General features: G+C 61.7%; 20 protein-coding genes. 9 read left to right on the top strand and 11 right to left on the bottom strand.

The features are described from left to right. Window positions 1-7 precede the first annotated feature (7 nt). From NKL06_RS02120 to NKL06_RS02105, 4 genes are all read right to left on the bottom strand, one after another. Entirely contained in the window at window positions 8-535 is a 528-nt protein-coding gene (locus tag NKL06_RS02120) for a type 2 periplasmic-binding domain-containing protein (RefSeq protein WP_280790547.1), read from the bottom strand. Beyond that, entirely contained in the window at window positions 420-710 is a 291-nt protein-coding gene (locus NKL06_RS02115; protein ID WP_280791137.1) for a transporter substrate-binding domain-containing protein, read from the bottom strand. The genes NKL06_RS02120 and NKL06_RS02115 overlap by 116 nt, the downstream gene beginning before the upstream one ends. A 30-nt stretch (window positions 711-740) precedes the next feature. Beyond that, a complete protein-coding gene (locus NKL06_RS02110; protein WP_023693297.1) occupies window positions 741-1,988 on the bottom strand; it encodes a cytochrome P450 in 1,248 nt (415 codons plus the stop codon). A gap of 107 nt (window positions 1,989-2,095) precedes the next feature. After that, window positions 2,096-2,686, bottom strand: coding sequence for a hypothetical protein (locus NKL06_RS02105; RefSeq protein WP_023689466.1), 591 nt, complete (start codon window positions 2,684-2,686; stop codon window positions 2,096-2,098). Window positions 2,687-2,996: 310 nt separating this feature from the next. On the opposite strand from NKL06_RS02105, the gene clpP reads away from it, so the two are divergent. The 4 genes from clpP (at window position 2,997) to NKL06_RS02085 (ending at window position 8,350) form a co-directional block, all read left to right on the top strand. Next, window positions 2,997-3,626 carry an ATP-dependent Clp endopeptidase proteolytic subunit ClpP gene (clpP, locus tag NKL06_RS02100; protein ID WP_023682306.1) on the top strand — a complete coding sequence of 210 codons (630 nt, stop codon included), beginning with the start codon at window positions 2,997-2,999 and terminating at the stop codon, window positions 3,624-3,626. 295 nt (window positions 3,627-3,921) lie between these two features. After that, a complete protein-coding gene (gene clpX / locus NKL06_RS02095; RefSeq protein ID WP_023682305.1) occupies window positions 3,922-5,196 on the top strand; it encodes an ATP-dependent Clp protease ATP-binding subunit ClpX in 1,275 nt (424 codons plus the stop codon). 273 nt (window positions 5,197-5,469) lie between these two features. Further along, window positions 5,470-7,881, top strand: a complete 2,412-nt coding sequence (lon, locus tag NKL06_RS02090; RefSeq protein WP_023682304.1) for an endopeptidase La — start codon at window positions 5,470-5,472, stop codon at window positions 7,879-7,881. A 196-nt stretch (window positions 7,882-8,077) separates the two neighbouring features. Beyond that, window positions 8,078-8,350, top strand: coding sequence for an HU family DNA-binding protein (locus NKL06_RS02085; protein WP_023669423.1), 273 nt, complete (start codon window positions 8,078-8,080; stop codon window positions 8,348-8,350). A 91-nt stretch (window positions 8,351-8,441) separates the two neighbouring features. Here NKL06_RS02085 and NKL06_RS02080 read toward each other — a convergent pair whose 3' ends face one another. Continuing rightward, complete coding sequence (locus NKL06_RS02080) at window positions 8,442-9,464, bottom strand: aldo/keto reductase (protein ID WP_023693298.1); 1,023 nt, start codon at window positions 9,462-9,464, stop codon at window positions 8,442-8,444. 182 nt (window positions 9,465-9,646) lie between these two features. Here NKL06_RS02080 and NKL06_RS02075 point away from each other — a divergent pair, with 182 nt between their 5' ends. Continuing rightward, the gene (locus NKL06_RS02075) at window positions 9,647-10,213 is read left to right on the top strand and encodes an SIS domain-containing protein (RefSeq protein WP_023693299.1); all 567 of its coding nucleotides are present in this window, start codon (window positions 9,647-9,649) and stop codon (window positions 10,211-10,213) included. Window positions 10,214-10,216: 3 nt separating this feature from the next. Beyond that, on the top strand, window positions 10,217-10,960 hold the full coding sequence (locus NKL06_RS02070) for a creatininase family protein (protein ID WP_023693300.1): 744 nt from the start codon (window positions 10,217-10,219) through the stop codon (window positions 10,958-10,960). A gap of 233 nt (window positions 10,961-11,193) precedes the next feature. On the opposite strand, the gene NKL06_RS02065 is transcribed toward NKL06_RS02070, so the two are convergent. The 3 genes from NKL06_RS02065 to NKL06_RS02055 form a co-directional block, all read right to left on the bottom strand. Then, window positions 11,194-12,111 carry a carbohydrate ABC transporter permease gene (locus tag NKL06_RS02065; protein WP_023669427.1) on the bottom strand — a complete coding sequence of 306 codons (918 nt, stop codon included), beginning with the start codon at window positions 12,109-12,111 and terminating at the stop codon, window positions 11,194-11,196. Window positions 12,112-12,120: 9 nt separating this feature from the next. Further along, window positions 12,121-13,236, bottom strand: a complete 1,116-nt coding sequence (locus NKL06_RS02060) for a carbohydrate ABC transporter permease (RefSeq protein ID WP_023689462.1) — start codon at window positions 13,234-13,236, stop codon at window positions 12,121-12,123. 98 nt (window positions 13,237-13,334) lie between these two features. Further along, complete coding sequence (locus NKL06_RS02055; protein ID WP_023669429.1) at window positions 13,335-14,999, bottom strand: ABC transporter substrate-binding protein; 1,665 nt, start codon at window positions 14,997-14,999, stop codon at window positions 13,335-13,337. Window positions 15,000-15,271: 272 nt separating this feature from the next. Between NKL06_RS02055 and NKL06_RS02050 the strand changes: the two genes are divergently transcribed. From NKL06_RS02050 to rbsK, 3 genes are read left to right on the top strand one after another with little or no spacing between them, the layout of a single operon-like run. Continuing rightward, window positions 15,272-16,327 (top strand): ABC transporter ATP-binding protein, encoded by a 1,056-nt coding sequence (locus tag NKL06_RS02050; protein WP_023689461.1) that lies wholly within the window; start codon window positions 15,272-15,274, stop codon window positions 16,325-16,327. A gap of 41 nt (window positions 16,328-16,368) precedes the next feature. Next, complete coding sequence (locus NKL06_RS02045; RefSeq protein WP_023693301.1) at window positions 16,369-16,821, top strand: RbsD/FucU family protein; 453 nt, start codon at window positions 16,369-16,371, stop codon at window positions 16,819-16,821. Between the two features lie 4 nt (window positions 16,822-16,825). After that, window positions 16,826-17,755, top strand: a complete 930-nt coding sequence (gene rbsK, locus NKL06_RS02040) for a ribokinase (RefSeq protein ID WP_023693302.1) — start codon at window positions 16,826-16,828, stop codon at window positions 17,753-17,755. 677 nt (window positions 17,756-18,432) lie between these two features. Here rbsK and NKL06_RS02035 read toward each other — a convergent pair. The 3 genes from NKL06_RS02035 to asnB form a co-directional block, all read right to left on the bottom strand. After that, a complete protein-coding gene (locus tag NKL06_RS02035) occupies window positions 18,433-18,615 on the bottom strand; it encodes a DUF892 family protein (protein WP_348625505.1) in 183 nt (60 codons plus the stop codon). Between the two features lie 260 nt (window positions 18,616-18,875). Beyond that, window positions 18,876-20,096, bottom strand: coding sequence for an O-antigen ligase family protein (locus NKL06_RS02030; RefSeq protein ID WP_245260552.1), 1,221 nt, complete (start codon window positions 20,094-20,096; stop codon window positions 18,876-18,878). Window positions 20,097-20,381: 285 nt separating this feature from the next. Continuing rightward, window positions 20,382-22,352, bottom strand: a complete 1,971-nt coding sequence (gene asnB, locus NKL06_RS02025) for an asparagine synthase (glutamine-hydrolyzing) (RefSeq protein WP_023693304.1) — start codon at window positions 22,350-22,352, stop codon at window positions 20,382-20,384. Between the last annotated feature and the right edge of the window lie 56 nt (window positions 22,353-22,408).

Raw genomic sequence — 22,408 nt, 5'->3', positions numbered from 1 at the left:
TTGGACTTCACAAAAGCCGATCGATGTCAGTGTCGGAAAAGCCGTATCCGCTCATCATCTCCCTGTGCCAGGGACTGCCAAGCAAATCACTGAGGCATAAGTCGACGCGCTGGAGCAGGGTGGCACTGCCTTTGGCGAGAGCGAAAGCGCCGGGCGCTGGCTGTTTTTCGACTGCCGGGACGTCGACGACGTCGAGAGGCGCGTCGGGTCGCCGGCTCAGATAGCCGCGATGCGCGAGCGCTACACTCGCATAGGCATGCACCACGCCGGCCGCGACGGCGTTAGCTGCTTCGGCCTGGGTGGCAAATATCCTTAGCCGTTCGGGCTGAATAGCGTTTTGCAGGGCCGTCCGGTGCTGGATCTGGCCCGATATGACGCCGATCAGCGCCGTCCGATCATTGGCGACGGACCGATAGCCATCAAAGGCGCGGGGATTGTCTTTCGCGACCAGCAATCCATCCGCCAGCATCCAGATCGGCCTTGTGAAGTCGACCAGCTTCCGGCGGTCTTCGGAAATGAACAGGCCGGTGGTCATGTCCCACCCCTTCGGCAAGCCCAGGCAGCAGCTCGGCAAACTCGGTCTCGATGGGCAAAAGTTCCAGCCCGAGCGTCAGGCAGACCCTCTTGGCCAGTTGGGCATCGCTGCCGCCCAGACGTCCCGATCCGTCGATAAAGCAGAAGGGTGGTTCCTGTAGAAAGGCGAATCTCATTTTCTCGGGCATGCGTCGGCTCCGCCGTCCTCACAAGCTCACAGTGAGCTTTTCCAGCCCATGGAAATGATAGGTGTCGCGGAAGCGCGGCTGCTCCGCAAGATGGAGTTGCGGCTGCCGCTCGAACAGGGTTTTCAGCGACACCTGCAACTCCAGCCGCGCCAGCGGCGCACCGATGCAGAAATGGATACCGGCGCCGAACGAGACATTCTTCTGGTCTAGTCGGCCGGGCCGGAAGGCGCCAGGTTCGGCAAAGGCAAGCGGATCATGATTGGCCATGCCGAGCAGCAGGCCGACCGTCTCGCCCGGTTGTACGACAACCCCCGATGTCACCTCGACCTCCTGATAGGCGTAGCGGGTGAACATGTGCAGCGGCGCGTCGAAGCGCAGGCACTCCTCGACCGTTGCAGCGGTTGCTTCCGGCGAGGTGAAGAAACGGCCGGGGTCGCCGCCTTGCGCCAGCAACGTGCGCACGGCGTTGCCGGTTTGATGGACGGTCGCCTCGTGGCCTGCATTGAGCAACAGGATGGCAGACGAGACCAACTCGTCTTCCGACAGCTTCTGGCCATCCTCTTGTGCCGCGATCAGCAGCGATAGCAGGTCGTCGCCAGGCTTCTTCCGCCGCTCGGTGACATAGCCGCGCAAAAAGTCGGAAAAATCGTGCGCGGCGCGATTGGCCGCTTCCTCGGTCTCGCGCGTCCGGCCATGCATGTACATGGCCACCATCCGGTGCGACCAGTCGAGCAGTTGCGGCCCCATTTCGACCGGCACACCGAGCATTTCGGCAATGATGGTGATCGGCAAAGGTGCGGCGAAGCTGGGCAATAGATCGACCTGGCGCGGTTCGAAACGGTCGATCAGCTCATTGGCCAGCGCCTCCACGCGCGGCCGCAGCCGCTCGACCTGGCGCGAGACGAAGGCGCGGTTGACCAGGGTTCTGAGCCTGGTGTGCACCGGCGGCTCCAGCTCCAGCATCGAATTGCTCTCGATGCCGTCGAAAGCGGCCAAATGCGAGCGATCCTCGCCGATGCCGCGGCTGTCGGGAATGCCGGCCGGGTTCTGGCGACCGAAGCGGCGGTCGCGCAACAGCCGGTTGACGTCGTCGAAGCCGCCAAAGCACCAAAAGCCGAATTCCTCCCAGAAGAAGGCATTCGATGCGCCATGCAGGACGGCATAGGCGTCGTAGGGGTTCTGGAAAAACGCCGGTTCGTGCGGATCGAGCCGCAGGCGGCGCGTGGCTGGATCAAAGGCGAGGTAGGGCGGCATGGATGTGGTCATGCCAGACCATTACCGCGGCTTGCCGGCTTGGTGCCAGACCGGATGTTGGCACCCGACGGCCCTATGGATTGAGCCAACCGAGGCGGACCTCGGCGAAGTACCGAAGTCTAATCCTCGCAATGCCTGGCAATATGCACGCGGCGCCAGCTGGTCGAGCCTTCCTGCACCACCACCCGGCGCGCCATCCTCTGGTATGACGGCGCTATCTGGGTGACGTGCCGCCGCTCGGGCCGCACCAGCACTTCATGGGCGACGCTCTCATATTCGGCCGGCAGCACAACCCGGCGGGTGCGCTCCGGTTCAACCACCACTGTTTCGGCCACACGCGCGTAGCGGGCCTTGCGCCACACCTTGCACAGCACCTTGCGGCCGTGGATGACGCGCCATTCCCAGGCATAGCCGCCATCGTCGACCTGGACCGTGCGGTAAACGGTGCGGGTTCTCGCCGGTACGATGTCATAGGTGACTCGGGGCGGCGCGATCTGCTCGACGCGCTCCATGGTGCCATAGATCGGCGGATCATAGTCGACCAACTGCCCGCCGGGACTGACCATGACGTCTTCATAGACGGTGTCATAGAGCGCCGGCCTGTGCACCGGCTCATAGCATTCGGCGGCCCGGCCGCCGGCAACCGCATCGGACACCATGCCGAGACCGGCAAGGCCGGAGATGGCGAGGCAAGCAGTTTTCCTGATCATGGCACTCCCCCTGTTTGAACCCGAAACGTGAGGTTCAATGTTGAATTGTAGGGGAAGGTTCTCCGGGGGAAAGCGGTTTCGCCGCATTTCGTTAAGCGACGCGGTTAAGGAATTGCTACACCGCAAAAACGCCGCTGGCCGCGTTCGGACTTTCCCTTGCGCGGAAACCTTGATTCGACTTAACCAGATGGCTAGGAGGAGGCGGCCTTGCGCTAGGGTGAGCCGGCATCCTATTTACATTCTAACCGTCAAGAACCGATTCTGCCCGATGTTCCGGCGCCGGAATCCCCATCTCCAAAAAGGGTAGTCCATGAAGAACCCCGTCGAAACCTACATGAACCTCGTTCCGATGGTGGTCGAGCAGACCAATCGCGGCGAGCGGGCCTACGACATTTTCTCGCGCCTGCTGAAAGAGCGCATCATTTTCATCACCGGCCCGGTCGAAGACGGTATGGCGACGCTGGTTTGTGCACAGCTTTTGTTCCTCGAGGCCGAGAACCCGAAGAAAGAGATCAATCTCTACATCAACTCGCCGGGCGGCGTGGTGACCTCGGGCATGGCGATCTACGACACCATGCAGTTCATCAAGCCGGCGGTGTCGACGCTGTGCATCGGCCAGGCGGCGTCGATGGGCTCGCTGCTTCTGACCGCCGGCCACAAGGACATGCGTTTTGCCACGCCGAACGCCCGTATCATGGTTCACCAGCCTTCCGGCGGTTTCCAGGGCCAGGCCTCCGACATCGAGCGGCACGCGCAGGACATCATCAAGCTGAAGCGCCGCCTCAACGAGGTCTACGTCAAACACACCGGCAAGAGCTACGAAGACATTGAAAAGACGCTTGACCGCGACCATTTCATGACAGCCGACGAAGCCAAGGATTTCGGCCTCATCGACAAGGTCATTTCGTCGCGCGAGCCGGTCGAAGGCGCTGCGGCATAATCGCTGCATGGCAGTTGGGTGGCGGGATAACGCGCTTTTGCTGGGATTTGCGGCATTTCGGCCACAATTGGCTGTTCCCTCGGTGGATGGGATTGCCTACGTTAAGGCTATGTTGATTTTCGACGGCTTAGCTTTGTGCAGGGTTGGCGCGAATCATTGCGACGTTTTCTGATTTGTGTTTCGTACGGAATGCGTTGCGGGAGCCGGGACACTGGCGGCGGCGAATTCCCGCGATAGATAGAATATGCGCCCTTTCAGCCAGACCATCGGCGGGCGGCCATGAAAGGACAGGAAAATGAGCAAAGTCGGCAACAACAGCGGTGATTCGAAGAACACGCTTTATTGCTCGTTTTGCGGCAAAAGCCAGCACGAGGTGCGCAAGCTGATCGCCGGCCCAACGGTGTTCATCTGCGACGAGTGCGTCGAGCTATGCATGGACATCATCCGCGAGGAGAACAAGACCTCGATGGTGAAGTCGCGCGAGGGCGTGCCGACCCCGCAGGAGATCCTGAAGGTTCTTGACGACTATGTCATCGGCCAGCCCTACGCCAAGCGCGTGCTGTCGGTGGCTGTCCACAACCACTACAAGCGCCTGGCGCATGCCGGCAAGAACAACGACGTCGAATTGGCGAAGTCCAACATCCTGCTGATCGGCCCGACCGGCTGCGGCAAGACGCTGCTTGCCCAGACGCTGGCCCGCATCATCGACGTGCCCTTCACCATGGCCGACGCGACGACGCTGACCGAAGCCGGTTACGTCGGCGAGGACGTCGAAAACATCATCCTGAAGCTGCTGCAGTCGGCCGACTACAATGTCGAGCGCGCCCAGCGCGGCATCGTCTACATCGATGAAATCGACAAGATTTCGCGCAAGTCCGACAACCCATCGATCACCCGCGACGTGTCGGGCGAGGGTGTGCAGCAGGCGCTTCTGAAGATCATGGAAGGCACCGTTGCCTCCGTGCCGCCGCAGGGCGGCCGCAAGCATCCGCAGCAGGAGTTCCTGCAGGTCGACACCGCCAACATCCTGTTCATCTGCGGCGGCGCCTTCGCCGGGCTGGACAAGATCATCTCGGATCGCGGCAGGAAGACTTCCATCGGCTTCGGCGCCATCGTCGCTTCGCCCGAGGATCGCCGCACCGGCGACGTGTTCCGCCTGGTCGAGCCCGAGGATCTCTTGAAGTTCGGCCTCATCCCCGAGTTTGTCGGCCGTCTGCCGGTCCTGGCGACGCTGGAAGACCTCGACGAGCCGGCGCTGATCCAGATCCTGACCGAGCCGAAAAACGCGCTGGTCAAGCAGTATCAGCGGCTGTTCGAGATGGAGAGTGTCGACCTGACCTTCCATGAGAATGCGCTGTCGGCGATCGCCAAGCGCGCCATCGAGCGCAAGACCGGCGCCCGTGGCCTCCGCTCGATCATGGAAGCGATCCTGCTCGACACCATGTTCGAACTGCCCGCCCTGGAAGGCGTGCGCGAAGTGGTGATTTCGGAAGAAGTGGTGACCGGCAGCGCCCGGCCGCTCTACATCTATTCCGAGCAGAAGGAAAAGAAGGGCAACGTCAGCGCCTGATCTGGCATCTGGCCTAACCTTTTTATGGAACGGCGCCCGCGGGGCGCCGTTTTGCTGTGGTGAGGTACCGATCCTTGTGACGGAGTGGATGAACGAACGTGTCGACCCTTGATCTTTGCCCACTGTGCATCCAACTAACACTGGAAGGCCGAGGTGCCGAATTCTGTGCTGTAAAACTCCCGTCACAAACGGTGGTAGGCGGAACGATCCCCGGTCGTTAATATGAGATTCGCGGTTGGCTCAATTAGCGGCCGCGACATGAAAGGTTGGACAATGGCCAAAATATCCAAGGCTCCCAGCGACGGCGTCTTCGCAGTCCTCCCACTGCGCGACATCGTGGTGTTCCCGCACATGATCGTTCCGCTCTTTGTCGGGCGTGAAAAGTCGATCAAGGCGCTGGAAGAGGTTATGGGTCAGGAAAAGCAGATCCTGCTTGCCACCCAGATGAATGCCGCCGATGACGATCCCGAGCCCGATGCGATCTTCGACATCGGCACGCTCGCCAATGTGCTGCAATTGCTGAAGCTGCCCGACGGCACCGTCAAGGTGCTGGTCGAAGGCGCTTCGCGTGCCAAGATCGTCTCGTTCACCGACCGTCCGGACTTCCACGAAGCTACCGCCACGGCGCTGGTCGAGCCGGAGGAGGAAGAGGTCGAGGTCGAGGCGCTCGCCCGTTCGGTCGTCACCGACTTCGAAAACTACGTCAAGCTGAACAAGAAGATCTCGCCTGAAGTGGTGGGCGCCGCCAGCCAGATCGACGACTATTCCAAGCTCGCCGATACGGTTGCCTCGCACCTCGCCATCAAGATCCCCGAGAAGCAGGAGATGCTGGCCACGCTGTCCGTCAAGGAACGGCTGGAAAAGGCGATGGGTTTCATGGAAGCCGAAATCTCCGTCCTGCAGGTGGAGAAGCGCATCCGCTCGCGCGTCAAGCGCCAGATGGAGAAGACGCAGCGCGAATATTACCTCAACGAGCAGATGAAGGCGATCCAGAAGGAGCTCGGCGAAGGCGAGGACGGCCGCGACGAGGCCGCCGAGATCGAGGCGCGCATCAAGAAGACCAAGCTGTCCAAGGAGGCCCGCGAAAAGGCGGAAGCCGAGTTGAAGAAGCTGCGGACGATGTCGCCGATGTCGGCGGAATCGACCGTCGTGCGCAACTACCTCGACTGGATCCTGTCGATCCCGTGGGGCAAGAACTCCAAGGTCAAGCAGGACCTGGCGTTTGCGCAGAACGTGCTCGACACCGATCATTTCGGCCTCGACAAGGTCAAGGACCGCATCGTCGAGTATCTCGCCGTGCAAAGCCGCCAGAAGAAGCTGAAGGGGCCGATCCTGTGCCTCGTCGGCCCTCCCGGGGTCGGCAAGACCTCGCTCGGCAAGTCGATCGCCAAGGCGACCGGCCGCGAGTTCATCCGCATGGCGCTTGGCGGCGTCCGTGACGAGGCCGAGATCCGTGGCCACCGCCGCACCTATATCGGTTCGATGCCCGGCAAGGTCATCCAGTCGATGAAGAAGGCCAAGAAGTCCAACCCGCTCTTCCTGCTCGACGAGATCGACAAGATGGGCCAGGACTTCCGCGGCGATCCGTCATCGGCCTTGCTCGAGGTGCTCGATCCCGAGCAGAACTCGACGTTCATGGACCATTACCTCGAGGTCGAATACGACCTGTCGAGCGTGATGTTCGTGACGACGGCGAACACGCTGAACATCCCTGCGCCCCTGATGGACCGCATGGAGATCATCCGTATCGCCGGCTACACCGAGGACGAGAAGATCGAGATCGCCAAGCGTCACCTGATGCCCAAGGTGATCCGCGACCATGCCCTGCAGCCGAAGGAATTCTCCGTCGGCGAGGACGCGATCCGCGGCATCATCCAGACCTACACCCGTGAAGCGGGCGTCAGAAGCCTGGAGCGCGAGCTGATGAAGCTCGGGCGCAAGGCGGTGACCGAGATCCTGAAGACGAAGAAGAAGACGGTGAGCATCACGGCGGCGAACCTCGCCGATTACCTCGGTGTTCCGCGCTTCCGCTTCGGCCAGGTCGAGGCTGACGACCAGGTCGGTGTCGTCACCGGTCTTGCCTGGACGGAAGTCGGCGGCGAGCTGCTGACGGTCGAAGGCGTCATGATGCCCGGCAAGGGCCGCATGACGGTGACCGGCAATCTGCGCGACGTGATGAAGGAATCGATCTCGGCGGCGGCCTCTTATGTCCGCTCGCGGGCCATCGATTTCGGCATCGAGCCGCCGCTGTTCGACAAGCGTGACATCCACGTCCACTTGCCCGAAGGCGCCACGCCGAAGGACGGTCCGTCTGCAGGTGCTGCCATGGCGACAGCCATCGTGTCGGTCATGACGGGGATTCCGGTCCGGGCCGATGTGGCGATGACTGGCGAGATAACGCTTCGCGGCCGCATCTTGCCGATCGGCGGCCTCAAGGAGAAGCTGCTCGCAGCACTGCGCGGCGGCATCAAGAAGGTGCTGATCCCGGAAGACAACGCCAAGGATCTGGCGGAGATACCGGACAATGTGAAGAACGGTATGGAGATCATTCCGGTCTCACGTGTCGGCGAGGTTCTGAGGCACGCGCTGGTGCGCATGCCGGAGCCGATCGAGTGGGTCGAGCCGGTCAATCCGCCGGCTTCCACCGATACCGTTGACGATGCTGGAAAGTCGCTTGCACATTAGAAACTACTAAAGTTGCAGTGCACAAAGAGAGAGCCGGGCCTTGTGCCCGGCTTTTTCATGTGAAAAACCCACCTTTTCCGGGCTTTTTCCAACTTTTTTCCGGCTTTTTGACTTGGGTTTGCGAGCGCTTCTTTCTAAAGTTCCTCTCCTGCCGGATGAGTCGAAAGTTCCGGTTTTCTCATGGAAGGGAATTTTTATGAACAAGAACGAACTGGTTTCCGCTGTCGCTGAATCCGCGAGCATTTCGAAGGGTGACGCACAGTCGGCGGTTGAGGCGGTGTTCTCCGTCATCACTGGCGAACTGAAGAAGGGCGGCGATGTACGGCTCGTCGGCTTCGGAAATTTCACCGTCTCCAAGCGTGCGGCATCGACTGGCCGCAACCCGCAGACTGGCGCGGAAGTGAAGATTCCGGCGCGTACCGTGCCGAAGTTCTCGGCCGGCAAAGGCCTCAAGGACGCGGTCAACTAAAAATTTTTTCAGAGAATGTTGAAAAGCCGGGTTCGCCCGGCTTTTCTTTTGCCTCGATGGCGGCAGGCCGTCAGCCCGCTGAGGCGAGCCTTCAGCCCACCGGCGCATCCGCGCGCATCAGGCCTTCCTGCTTGAGGTCCGCCCACAGCGCCGCGGGCAGCTTGGCATCGAGCAGGGCGCGGTTGCTTTCGACTTCACTCGGCCGCTGGCCGCCGGGGATGACCGACACCACGGAAGGGTGCAGCAGCGGAAACTGCAGCGCCGCCTCGATCAGCCTGACGCCATGGCGCTCGCAGACGGCCTCGATGCGCCCGACGCGTTCCATGATGTCACTTGGCGCCTCGGAGTAATTGTAATAGGCGCCTGGCTTCGGCCCGGTCGCCAGGATGCCGGAATTGTAAGGACCGCCGAGAACGATGCCGATGCCGCGTTGCTCACAGAGCGGCAGGAAGGTGGCAAGCGCTTCCTGTTCCAGCAGCGTGTAGCGCCCGGCCAGCAGGAACAGGTCGAAGTCGCCACGCTCCGCCAGCGTCTGGCAAACCTCCCACTCGTTGATGCCGCCGCCGAAGGCCTTGATCACGCCCTGGTCGCGCAGCGCAACCAGTCCGTTGTAGCCCGAGGCCATGAATTCCTCGATGCGCTGGTCTGACGCCTCCTTGCTGCCATGGGTGAAGATGTCGAGGTCATGGACGAAAAGGATGTCGATGCGGTCGACGCCAAGCCGTTCCAGCGACGCCTCGAACGAGCGCATGACGCCGTCGTAGCTGTAGTCGTAGACCTCCTTGCGCGTCGGTGTGTCGAAGAACTTGCCGATGCCGGTTCGTTCCTCCGGCGGGCAGGCGCGCAACAGGCGACCGACCTTGCTCGACAGCACATAGTCGTCGCGCTTCCTGCCGCGCAGGAAGGCATTGAGCCGTGTTTCGGCAAGGCCCAGGCCATAGAGCGGCGCGGTGTCGTAGTAACGGCAGCCGGTCGCCCACGCTGCCTCCAGCGTGGCGTTGGCATCCGCGTCGGGGACGGCGCGGTAAAGGTTGCCGAGCGGCGCGCTGCCGAAGCCAAGCTCGGTGAAGTCGAGGCCGCCATTGCCGATGCGGTCGAAATGCCGTGTCTTCATGTCGTGCTGATTTCCTGGATTGATTGTCTGACATGACACTATCACGCCGCTGGCTCAGCAAAAGCCGCCATGGCCGTTGGACAGGCATTTTCGCGGTGATAGCATGAACAAAAACAAGCCTTTTCCGAAAGCGCGCAACCCGAAATCACCGGCCACAACCCAGCCGGACAGATGGGACTCTCATGACGAATGCCGGCTCGGATATGTTTTCGACGGCCCTGCAAGAGCTGGGCGCCGTACTGGCGCGCGTCGACGAAGCCGGCATCGACACCGCCTGCGAAACCCTGGCCCGCGCGCAAAAGATCGTCGTCTATGGCTGCGGCCGCGAGGCCTTGCAGCTCAAGGGTTTCGCCATGCGCCTCTATCACCTTGGCCTTGAGGTGTCGGTGGTCGGCGACATGAACACGCCACCGCTTGGCCCAGCCGATGTCTTCCTGGTCAGTTCCGGCCCGGGCGAGACGACGACGGTGCTTACCTTGATGCAAGTCGCCCGCCAGGCCGGCGCCACCGTGCTTTTGCTCACCGCCGAGGCAGGCAGCAGTGCGGTCGCGCTTGCCGACTTCACCTTGCTGATCCCGGCGCAGACCATGGCGCGTGACCAGGGGCCACAAAAGACATCGCTGCTGCCGATGGGCTCGGTCTTCGAAGGGGCGCTGTTCCTGCTGTTCGAGGTGATGGTGCTGAAGCTCAAGGCGCTGACCGGCCAGTCGTCCGAGGCCATGCGCACCCGCCACACCAACATGGAATAGATCATGCGCTACGAACTGATGTTGCCGCACCAGATCCGCAAGGCGATCGCCGAGAACTGGCCGGTCGCTCTCCCGCTCGGCGTGCTCGAATATCACGGCGAGCACATGGCTGTCGGCATGGACACGCTGGCCGTCGTCAAGACGCTGGAGCTCTACGAGAAGGAGGCCGACATCGTCATCCTGCCGGCTTTCTACTACGGTGCGGCGAGCTATGTGGTGGCAGCACCTGAAGGCAACGGCTCGGTGCAGGTCGGCGGCAACCAGCTGGCGCCGTTCGCCGAAGAATTGTTCTACAGCCTGCTGCGCATCGGCTTTCGTAACATCAACGCCATCATACACCACCAGACCGAGAACTTTGCCGCCGGCATGCCGACCGATCTCGCCTTCAAGGCCGCCGGCCGCCAGGCGATCTTCCGCTTCCTCGAGAAGCAGCGCGGCGAGGGCTGGTGGGGCTCAGACGAGATGGTCGATTATTATGCCGGGCACGCCGCCGGCGAGAATTTCTTCAACTGGGTGCAGGTGCACCCGCTGATGTCGGCTGCCATGAACGGGAAGTATCCGTTCGATCACGCCGGTGTTGGCGAGACATCATTGATGCTGGCACTGTGTCCGGAAACGGTCGATGCCGGGCGTTTTGGCGAGAATACCGCGTGGTATACGGCGAGTGCGCCGGAGGCCTCGGCGGAGCTGGGGCGAAAGGGTGTGGCGATGATCATGGATCACCTGAGGGCGATATTGGGGCGCTAGCAGACAAAGTCGCTCTGTAGCGATCCTTCACACCCCCCTCTGTCCTGCCGGACATCTCCCCCGCAAGGGGGGAGATCAGATGTCATTTCCGCTTTCGCCAAATCACCTACGTCGCAAGAAAAGCGATGCAGCCAAAGCTGCCGATCTCCCTCCTTGCGGGGGAGATGGCCGGCAGGCCAGAGGGGGGTGCTGTCCCGCCGAGGTCAACAGTAGAGGGGCACGCCGCCTCTCGTCTACTTCACCGCGCCAGCCGTCATGCCCATTATCAGATAGCGCTCCAGCGCAATCCCGATCACCGCCAGCGGTGCGATCGCGGCGGTGGCGAGCGCCGCCATCGACCACCAGTTGATGCCTTGCGAGCCGGTCTGGCTCGCCACCATCACCGGGATGGTCTTGGCGTCGGTCGAGGTCAGGAGTGCCGCAAAAAAGTACTCGTTCCAGCACAGCACCATCGCCAGGATGAAAGCGGCGACCATGCCTGGCAGCGCAATCGGCATGACGATGCGAAAAAAGGCGCCCCAGATCGAGAGGCCGTCGACCAGCGCTGCCTCCTCGAGCTCGACCGGGATCGAGTTGAACTGGTCGCGCATGATCCAGATGACGATCGGCAGCACCATCAGCGTGTAGAGCAGGATCAGGCCGATGCGTGTGTCGAGCAGGCCGACTTCCCGGTAAAGCACCAGGAAGGGCAGGGCGAGCACCACCGGCGGCAGGATCAGCTGCGACAGGAAGAAAAAGGAGATGTCCTCGTTCTTGAACCAGGCGAACTGATAGCGGTACCGGGTCAGCCCATAGGCGGCGAGGCTGCCGATGACGATGGCGAGGCTCGATGCGCCGACCGAGGTGATGACCGAATTCATGAAGCGCTTGAAAAACTCCTCGCGCACCGTCGAGGTCTGGAAGATCGAATCCGGCGACAGGCCGAGCGAGCGCCAGCCCTTCCAGTCCGGCTGGAAGTCGACGAACGGAATGAGGTGTCCTTGCGTGACGTCGACCGCGGTCTTGAACGAGGTGGTGATGGTCCAGTAGATCGGGAACAGGCAGATGAAGGCCCAGAACGCCAGCGCGCCATAGATGAAGATGCGATTGGCCAGAAAACCCAGCGGTGAGCGGATTTCCGAGGCAGCATAGTCGGTGGTCTGGACGCTCATTGTGCCTCGTCAGTTCACGTTGCGCACGAAGCGATTGGCGAATTTCAACAGCCAGGTCACGAACACCACGATGATGACGAGATAGGCCATCGCCAGCATGGTGCCGTAGCCGACATTCGAGCGGTCGCGGTATTCGCGGTAGATGAAGCTCGACACCGAATCGGTGGCGCCGCCAGGCCCGCCGGAGGTCACGGTGATGATGATGTCGGCGAGCTTCAACTTGAAGATGATGCGCAGGATCACCGCCGTGACCGACACCGGCAGCATCAGCGGGAAGGTGACCTGCCAGAAAGTCTGCCAGGGCGTGGCGCCATCGACGCGCGCCGCTTCCAGCACGTCGCGCGACATCGCCTGCAGGCCGGCAAGCAGCATGATCATCATGAACGGGATGAAGGTCCAGGCGTCGAGCACCATGATCGAGATGCGGGCGGTGATCGGGTTGGAGAAGAAGGCGGGGTTCTCCCAGCCGAGATGGCGCGCCAGCGTCGCCGCCGGCCCGAAACGGTATTCCATCAGCGATTTGCCGATCATCCAGGATACCGCGACCGGCGACAGCATCAGCGGCATCAGGAAGACGACTCGGAAGAATTTGCGCGCCCGGATCTGCGCGTTGAGCAGCAGCGCCAGGCCGAAGGCAATCACATACTCAACCAGCACGGCGAGCACATAAAGCACCATGTTGAACAGCGCGTTGCGGTAGTAGGGATCGGCCAGCATCTGCCAGAAATTGTCGAGCCCGTTGAACTTGCGGCCGGAAAAGGACGACAGGTTCCAGTCGGTCAGCGCGATATAGAAGCCGAACAGCGTCGGGAAGATCACCATGGCGATGGTGAACAGCAGCGCCGGCAGCAGGAACAGCGCGCGCTGGCCGTCCTCGCCGCGCGTCAGCACCTGGCCGATGCCGAGCGCCACCCCCCACAGAACATAGGCATAGACGATCGGACGCCAGGTCTCGAAGCCGAGCGTGGTGATCTCGTTCTTGTAGAGGATCTCAAACGCGATCACCGCCAGCAGGCCAAGCGTGGCGGCCGCCATCAGGGCAAAACCCGCCCGCTTGCGGGCCGGCGAGATCAGATCGGCTGGGCCGGCGTTGGCCGGCCATGCATTGGTGGTCTGGTCAGCCACGCGTCCCCGTCCGTTTAAAAAATCAAGCCTGCGACCGGCCCGAGCCGGTCAGGTCCGGCGGCTTGCACCGCCGGACCTGTTGTCACGATAGGATCAGCCTACACGCCGAGCGAGGCCTTGTAGAGCTTGATCTGGTTTTCGCGGCCGATCTGGTCGGTCAGCTTCTCCCAGGCCGCGGCAATGGCGTCGGCGCCTTCCTGCGCCTTCATCTTGCCGGCGAATGTGTTGGCCAGAATGTCCTCGGCAGCCGAATAGTACTGGAAGATGCCGGGGATGCGCGGCTCGATCGCCGCGTTCGGATGGTTGTAGCTGTCGGCTTCCGACTTCAGATACGAGGTGATGAACGCCTCGTCGTAGCCTGCCGCCACCCATTCGGGAATGTCGAAATGCGAGTTGCGGTAGGGCTGGAAGCCGGACGGATACATCGCCGTCCAGATTGACAGGTCCTTGCCGCCGAGATGAGCGGCGGCCGACCATGCCGCTTTTTTCTTCTTTTCGTCCGTATCGACGCGGGCCATGACGTAGACGCCCCAGCCGAGATAGGCGCAGTTCGGCGCATAGTTCGGGCCGCTGGCGAGTTTGTCCCAGGCGCCGGTCTTGGCATTGTAGACGTCGTCGGACCCCGGCAGGATCGAGAAGCCGGTGACGTCGCCGATGACCGAGCTATCGTTGGTCTTGACGTTGGAGCCGACGTCGCCCCACCAGGTGACCATCGAACCGGTGCCGGCCAGGAACTGCTGGAAGGCTGTCGTGTTCGGGTCGGCGTTGATCTGGTCGGCGGGCTCCGACGGCAGCGCGTCGATGACGTCCTGGATGGCGCGCACCCAGGCCGGATTGTTGATGCGCGGCTTCATCGTGTCGGCATCGAACAGCCAGGCCTTGTCGTCGGGATGCTTGGCATAGGCGGTGGCGCGGCTGCCGAGGAAGTAGAAGCCGAAACCGCCCCAGGCCTTGGGCGCATCGAGATAGCCGAAGACGTCCTGGTCCTTGAACTTCTTGCCCTTGAGGAATTTTGTGACGGCCTGGACTTCCTGCCAGGTCTTCGGCACACCCCATTCGGTGGCCGCGCCGCCGTCCTTCCACGCCTTGGCGAGGTCGGCATCGGCAAAAACGTCGGTGCGGTAATTGAAGTTGTGCGCATCGCCATCGACGGTGATCCGGTACTGCTTGCCGTCCCAGGTGCCGACCGGCGGCTGCAGATAGGCCACGACATCCTTCATGTCGATCTGCTCTTTGACCCAGTCGGGCATCTCGGACGTCAGGCCCTTGCCGCAGACATCGCCTTCGAAGGGCGCGCCCATCTCGATGATGTCGAAGTCGACGGTGCCGGTGGCGATCGACTGCTGCAGGCGGGCATTGTAGTCGGCCTGCGCCAGGTCGATCCAGCTGATCTTGGCGCCGGTATAGGCCTCCCACGGCTTCAGGAAGCCGCGGAACAGCACATTGTGCAGGTTCTGGTTGTTGAGGCCCATGAAGGTGAGCTCGACGCCGGCGAATTCGCCTTCCTTGACGTTGGCCTTGGTGGCTTCCAGGCAGAGTTCGCCGACCTTCTGGAAATCGGCATCCGTCGGCTGACCCTTGCCGACGCCGGGGATCTGCAGAATTTTGGAGCGTAGCTCGCTGGCGGCTTCAGCCGGGCGGGTGAAAGCGCCGAGCCCAGCACCCGATGCGGCGGCGATCGCGGCCATCGAGGCCGCGCCTTTGAGTATGTCACGCCGGGTGGCACCCGCGCGGACGAGTTTTTCGTACAGACCGACTCTCATCTATTCCTCCCAGAACAACAGTCGTGAATTAAAATGCCAATCCCTCCGACGCCGAAACGTCGGCGGTTCTCCTTTATCATACGGGGACGTGGGACCCCACCCTGCGTCGCCTGGAGCTCCGATTTTCGGATAAAAATCCGACTGCCGGATTGGCAACAGCCAATATTTGCGTAATCGATTACCTTGTCAACACGATGGCTTTTTATCGATAACATACCGACTTGCCCTTGCCGTTGGCAATGGCTAGCTTCACCGCGAGAAAAGGGGGGACGATGGCTCAAGTCGCGATCAGCAATGTGGCCAAGGCGTTCGGAACCGTCAAGGTCCTGCACGAGGTCAGCGTCGATATCGCCGATGGCCAGTTCGTGGTGCTGGTCGGCCCGTCGGGCTGCGGCAAGTCCACGCTGCTCAGGATGGTGGCCGGGCTGGAGACCGTGTCCGGCGGCACGATCGCCATTGGCGAGCGCATCGTCAACAATCTGCCGCCGGCCAAGCGCGACATCGCCATGGTGTTCCAGAACTACGCGCTCTATCCGCACAAGACGGTGGAGCAGAACATGGCGTTTGCGCTGAAGCTGCGCAAGACCGATCCAGCCGTGGTCGCCGAGCGGGTCAAGCGCGCCGCCGACATTCTCGACCTCAATCCGTACCTGAAACGTTATCCGCGCCAGCTATCCGGCGGCCAGCGCCAGCGCGTCGCCATGGGCCGCGCCATCGTGCGCAATCCGCAAGTCTTCCTGTTCGACGAGCCGCTCTCCAATCTCGACGCCAAGCTGCGCGTGCAAATGCGCACCGAGATCAAGGAACTGCACCAGCGGCTGAAGACCACCACCATCTACGTCACCCACGACCAGATCGAGGCCATGACCATGGCCGACAAGATCGTCGTCATGCGCGATGGCCGTATCGAGCAGGTCGGCGCGCCATTGGAATTGTTCGACCGGCCGGCCAATCTGTTTGTCGCCGGCTTCATCGGCTCGCCGTCGATGAACCTGCTCAAAGGCGTGGTGCGCAAGGGCGACAAGGTCGAGATAGCAGGCACGCTGTTCCCGGTCGCGGCCGGCAGCGCCGCCAAGGAGGGCCAGGCCGTGGTCTATGGCGTGCGGCCCGAGCATCTCGAAATCCATCCCGACGGCGTGCCGGCAAAGATCTCGGTGGTCGAACCCACGGGTTCCGAAACGCTGGTCTTCGTGCGCTTCGGCGACAGCGGCGAGATGGTGGCGCTGTTTCGCGAGCGCCACGACTTCAAGCCCGGCGACACGCTCAATCTCAAGCCGCGCCTCGACCAGGTCCATCTCTTCGACGCCGAGACCGGCAACCGGCTCTGATTTCCAATCGACTTTGACCAAACTGTTTGACGAGGACTGCCATGCTCAAAGGGATCAACCCATTGCTCAATGCCGATGTGCTCCAAGCGCTCAGGGCAATGGGACACGGCGACGATCTGATCATCGCCGACACCAATTTCCCCGCCGATTCGGTGGCAAAGCAGACCGTGCTCGGCAAGCTGCTGCGCATCGATGCGCCGGCGGCCGATGTCGCCAAGGCGGTGCTGTCGCTCTATCCGCTCGACACTTTCGTCGACGACGCGGCCGCGCGCATGGAGATTGTCGGCAAGCCGGACGAGATTCCGCCGGTGCAAAAAGAGGTGCAAAAGGAGATCGACAAGGCCGAGGGCAAGGCCTGGCCGATGATCTCGGTCGAGCGCTATGCCTTCTACGAGCGCGCCAAGAAAGCCTATTGCGTCATCCAGACCGGGGAGCGCCGCTTCTATGGCTGCTTCGCCTTTCGCAAGGGCGTCGTGCCGCCGGACGCCGAGTAGGGCCATGGCGTCGGGCAAGCCTGTCGTCATTCTGGGCGTTTTCGTCGCCGACACCGCTTACCGGGCCGATCGACAGCCGCGCATGGGCGAGACCATTCTTGGTAATTCCTTCAAGCTGGGACCTGGCGGCAAGGGCTCGAACCAGGCAGTGGCGGCAGGCAAGCTCGGCGCCGACATCACTTTCCTGACCCGGCTTGGCGTCGATGCTTTCGCCGACATGGCCAAGGCGACCTGGGCAGAGGCGGGCGTGAAATCCGCCGTCATCGACACGCCGCAAAGCTATACCGGCGCGGCCTACATCTTCATCGAGGAGACGACCGGCAACAACGCCATCATCGTCAGCCCGGGTGCGGCGATGCTGATCTCGTCTGAAGACATCGAGGCCAATGCCGGCCTGATCCGTGGAGCCGGCGTCTTCGTCACCCAGCTCGAACAGCCGATCGACGCGGCACTGCGCGCACTCGAGATCGCGCGCGGGGCAGGGGTGACCACCATCCTCAATCCGGCGCCCGCTGCCAAGTTGCCGGACCGCATCTACACGCTGTGCGACTATGTGACCCCCAACGAAACCGAGGCCGAGGAACTGACCGGCATCAAAGTTTCTTCGATCGACGACGCCCGCCGCGCCGCCGACAGCCTGCTCAAAAAAGGCGTCGGCTGGGTCATCATCACGCTCGGCGAAAAAGGCGCGCTGCTGCACACGGCCGCTCGGTCCGACCATGTCCCGGTGGTCAATGCCGGCCCGGTGGTCGAAACCACCGGTGCGGGCGATGCCTTCAATGGCGGCCTGGCCGCCGCACTCGCCAAAGGCGTGGAGCCGCTGCAAGCCGTCCGCTTCGCCTGCGCCGTCGCCGGCATTTCGGTGACAAGGCCGGGCACCGCGCCGTCCATGCCGACGCTGCAGGAGGTCGAGGCGCTGCTGGCCAAGGGGTGACGTCGTTGCGGGAGAGACCGAATTCAGATCCGACCGGATCTGAATTTCCACATGCAAGACCATGATTTTAGACGATTATGTCACATTTCTCCTGAGGAGAAATGGCGCGAGTGACGGGGCTCGAACCCGCGACCTCCGGCGTGACAGGCCGGCGAAAACGCCTGATTAATCAACGACTGATTCAATTCCTTACGCTCTCGAATTTGCGGGAAAAAGCGCGAAATTGAAACATGCTTATCAGAACTCCTCGTCGTAATCCGCGAGTCATTAACTTCCGATCCTCAGCTTATCGACGACGCGTCCGGGGGGTGCACGATCCTTCTGACGACGACGGGCACTGCGCGCGCGTATTTGTAGCAAGCCGCCAGGCTGAAGCTACACAACCGCCGGGCATGTTACTGCCTCGGATCATTAATTTTTCGCTAGCGTTTGATTAAGCCCCTTAGGGCCGGACGTCTGGGCGTTTTGTAATGCACGGCAATAGCCGGGCGGGCGCCGGTCGCCTCCGTCATGTCGCCGCTGCGCCGCGTCAGGCTTCTTTCTCACCAAGCCCGAAAAGTGTTTTCGAGAACTCCCATATCGTCTCCGCGCAAGGTTTTGCACCAATGCAGCGAGAGCTTGGGGCAAGGAGCCCGGCATTGATCGCCAGGGCTCCTGAGAGAACGGTGGACTCGGCGTCAGAGTCTCGTCGGTGGCCTTTTTCCAAGTGCCAGATTGAGGAGCGACACAGCTTCGTCGCGGCCAAGTTCGGAAGCCCATGTGTTCATCGTGCAAAAGCGCGAAATCTCGTAATGCTCGAGGGCTTGGGCAACAGCTAGAAGGCCGGCATCTAGTGTAGGCGCGCCCTTGTATTCTTCCATGATCTCGGCGCCCATCCGTGATGCCGACGATAGCCGCGCAGGTCTTTGCCTGTGGCTTCTTGCCGATCTCTTCGAGAACTCTGGGGCCTATTAGCTGCCGTTCAGCATTCGCCCCGAAATCGCGGTCACGCGTCTGGTGCCACCGTCGCCCATTGCTCGCCCAAATTGCAGATCCTTAGCGGGAGAGCGCTTCTGCTCTCACCACTCGCAGGCACGAGATATTTCGGTGTTGGGCGTGATGCACCTTTTTTCTCCGTCGATCAAAAATGGTGGGGCGGGAGATTCGCTCCCTTTTCGCGCCCCCTAAAAGCAGACGCTTGATTCGTTGACTGACCCTTAGGCGAAATTGTCTGTCCGCAAGCCAAGTATGTTCCGGAAACCAACAAGACCATCAGCGTCGAGTCGAGAATATCATGGCCGACAAGGATGCCTGTCATCCCTCCAGCAACGTATATTATGACGGTGACCACCATTATGGTGGCGCCAAAACGTTCCAGCGGATCAGCACTGATGCGCAGGACTCTTGTCGCATTCCGGATCGTCACGACGAATATTGCAGCCAATGTCAGCGCACCTGCGAGTCCGGCCTGCACCAAAGCCGTAAGGAAGCCGTTGTGAAAGTGGTTGAAGCCTTCGGTGGCGCCAAAGCGCTGTTTGAACCCCTGCCTTGAAAGCATCCGGCCGGCGGCCATTCCGTGACCAAAAAGGGGCGCTTGGCGAAAGGCATCGAGCCCGACGTCCCACAACCCGACCCGCAACCCGAGCGGCGTGGTATAATCGCCGTTGACGGCGAGGGCATTCCAGTCCTCGAACAGGACATGTGTGCGATCGGCGACAATCGGAGACGTAATTGCCGTGATGATCAATGTCGATGCGCCGGCAATCACCAGCAACTGCTTCATGTCTGATCGGAAGACCCTTTCGCGATGGGTCACAAGCACCGCTACCAGCGCGATGAGCAAGGCCACCCAGACCATGCGCGAGCCCGAGTAGAGTGTCGCCACCACACCGGCAAGCGCGGCGGCCGTGAGCGGCTTCCACGCTTTCTCGACCCCAGACAGAGCACCTGTAAGACACATCATCACGGCCAGGCAGGTGACCGTGGCAAACACGATGGGGTTTCCGGCCCCACCTTCGGGTCTCAGCATCCCAATCCAGTGGTATTGGACGATGGCCAGCACCAGTGCCCCGACACATGCTGCGGCGCTGGCACGAACGGCAGTGCGTGCGAGGCTCTCCTTGTCCATGATGCTCCACGTCGAATAGGAAATCGGGAACAACAGCAAGGTCATCAGGGGCAAGAAATGAGTGGCATCGGCCCGCAGCGTCCCGTTTACGATCGACGCCAGGATCTGGGCGGCGCAATAGGCATAGATGGCAGTGGTCATGGCAAGCATAGGCCGATCAATGTTAAGGCGCCGCCGGCCGGCCGCCAGCAGCGCCAATGACCAGAGCGCGCCGCCATGGAAGACGAAGCTCACCACCGAACCGAATACCGGCGGCGAAAAGAAGCAGGCGATCGAGAAATACTGGTTGACCTGGTCAGTCGTGAAATGGCGACGGAGCGATTTAAACAGGGTTCAATGCCTTTGTTCGTTGGCTTCCAGGTCGCCTGAGGGTCGGTTCGAACGACCCTGGCGCACGTCGGTTCGCCCTCTCCCTCCCGTATAGCTGCTCGCTTTCGCGTCTGATAGTGCCGAACGTCTCGTCCCTTCCGACGGCATGAGCGGCACCGCAAAGACTAAACCGCCCGGGCTCACCACCCATCACGCTGCGATCGCGTTTGAAAATCCCTTGGTCGCTCCCCGCCAGGACTGGAACATCAACACGTCCCAGAGTAGATATTGGTTGTTTTGGTGCCCGGAGAGGTGCTCGAACCAGGCACGCCGGATCGCTTCAGGCCGGAAGAATCCGTCTTCGCGCAGCCGGCGCTCGTCGAGCAACTCCTCGGCCCATTCGCGCAAAGCGCCGCGCAACCAGGAATCAATGGGCACGCCGAAGCCCATCTTGGGGCGTTCGACAAGCTCTTTTGGAAGATGCCTGTAAAGCAGCTGTCGCAGAGGCCACTTGGTCTGGCCGCCGGCGCGCAGAATTGAGAGCGGTAGCGACAGCACGAAGCTTATGAGTCGATGGTCGAGAAACGGTACACGTGTTTCAAGACTGACGGCCATGGCGGCGCGATCGACCTTCACCAGTATGTCGTCGGGTAGATAGCTCATAAGATCGATGTACATCATCCGCTCGACGCTACCGGGCAAATCCGGCAACGGTTCCAGGCCGGTCAGCATTGTTGGCGGCTCGACCGCATCCGAGATGATCTCGGTCGGGTCCCAGTGCGAGCACAGGCGACGGTAGACATCGTCCATGGTCCGCAGCGAAAGCACAGACGCGGCTTTGTGGATCATGTCGCCGACGCGTTCGCGGCGCAGGCGTTGCGGGAGGAGCGGCATGATCCCGCCCGCGAGGTTGTTGTAGAGGCCGGCCGACGGCAATGTCGCCAGGCTAGCAGACGCGCGGCGCAGACCGACCGGAATTCGGGACAACTTGTTCCAGAACGCATCGGCGAGCGCGTAGCGGTTGTAGCCTGAGAACAACTCGTCGCCGCCGTCACCCGACAACGCCACGGTAACGCTGCCACGTGCCAGTTTCGAGACGAGGAAAGTCGGGATTTGCGAGGAGTCGGAGAAAGGCTCGCTATAGATGCCCGACAGTTGCGGCACCACGTCGAGCGCGTCGCGCTGGTTGAGATAGAGCTCTGTATGATCGGTGCCGAGATGGCGCGCCACTTGCTTGGCATGGTGCGCCTCGTTGTAGCCGACGTCCTCGAAGCCGATTGTGAAGGTGCGCACCGGCCGCGCACTCATCGACTGCATGACTGCCACGACCGCGGAAGAATCGATGCCGCCAGATAGGAAGGCGCCAAGCGGCACGTCGGCGATCATCTGCCCTTCAAGTGAGCGGCGCAGATGACGCTCGACCTCGTCGACCACCTCTTCAGACCTGCCCAGGAAAGGCTCGCGCCGGCCTTGCGCTGCGACGTCGCTGGCGCGCCAGTAATTTTCGACGCGCGGCTCATTCATAGAATCGGAGAGGACGAGTAAGTGGCCGGGTCTCAGTTTCCGTATGCTCTGATAGATGCTGTAGGGCGCGGGGATGTAGTTGTGGCGCATCATCAGCGCCAACGCATTGCGGTCTATCTCCGGGCGCCAGTCCGGCAGAGGTTGAAAGGCGCTGAGTTCCGAGGCAAACGCGAAGGCCTTGCCGACACGGCCGTAGTAGAGCGGCTTTTCACCCACGCGATCGCGACCGAGAACCAGAGTTCTTTCACGCCGGTCCCAGACGCCAAAAGCAAACATACCGGCGGCCAGTTCGAGTGCTTTTTTGGTCCCTAGCTCTTCGATTGCGACCAGGAGGACCTCGGTATCGGAATGTCCACGCCACGCGTGTACACCAAATTGCTGGTCAAGGTGCGCCCGCATCTCGCCGTGATTGTAGATCTCGCCATTGAAGACAATGACATAGCGGCCTGTGTGAGAGATCATTGGCTGGGCGCCAGCCGAGGACAGGTCGATGATGGCAAGGCGGCGCTGGCTGAGCGCGACGCCCGCCTCGGCGTCGCTCCAGACCCCGTCGCCGTCGGGTCCACGATGTCGGATGTGGTCGGCCATCCGACGCACAGTATGGCCGCCGCCGCTCGTCGCAGCCGCTCCACCCACAATGCCGACGATACCGCACATCCGCCGTTACAGCTCCATATCGGCTTGCCCAAGTTATCCGCGCGTCACCAGACTGG

The organism is Mesorhizobium sp. C268A, assembly GCF_040324475.1.
In the GTDB taxonomy this organism is placed as follows: domain Bacteria; phylum Pseudomonadota; class Alphaproteobacteria; order Rhizobiales; family Rhizobiaceae; genus Mesorhizobium.
The sequence above is the reverse complement of the archived record's forward strand: the minus strand, read 5'-3'. Positions and strand labels throughout refer to the sequence as shown.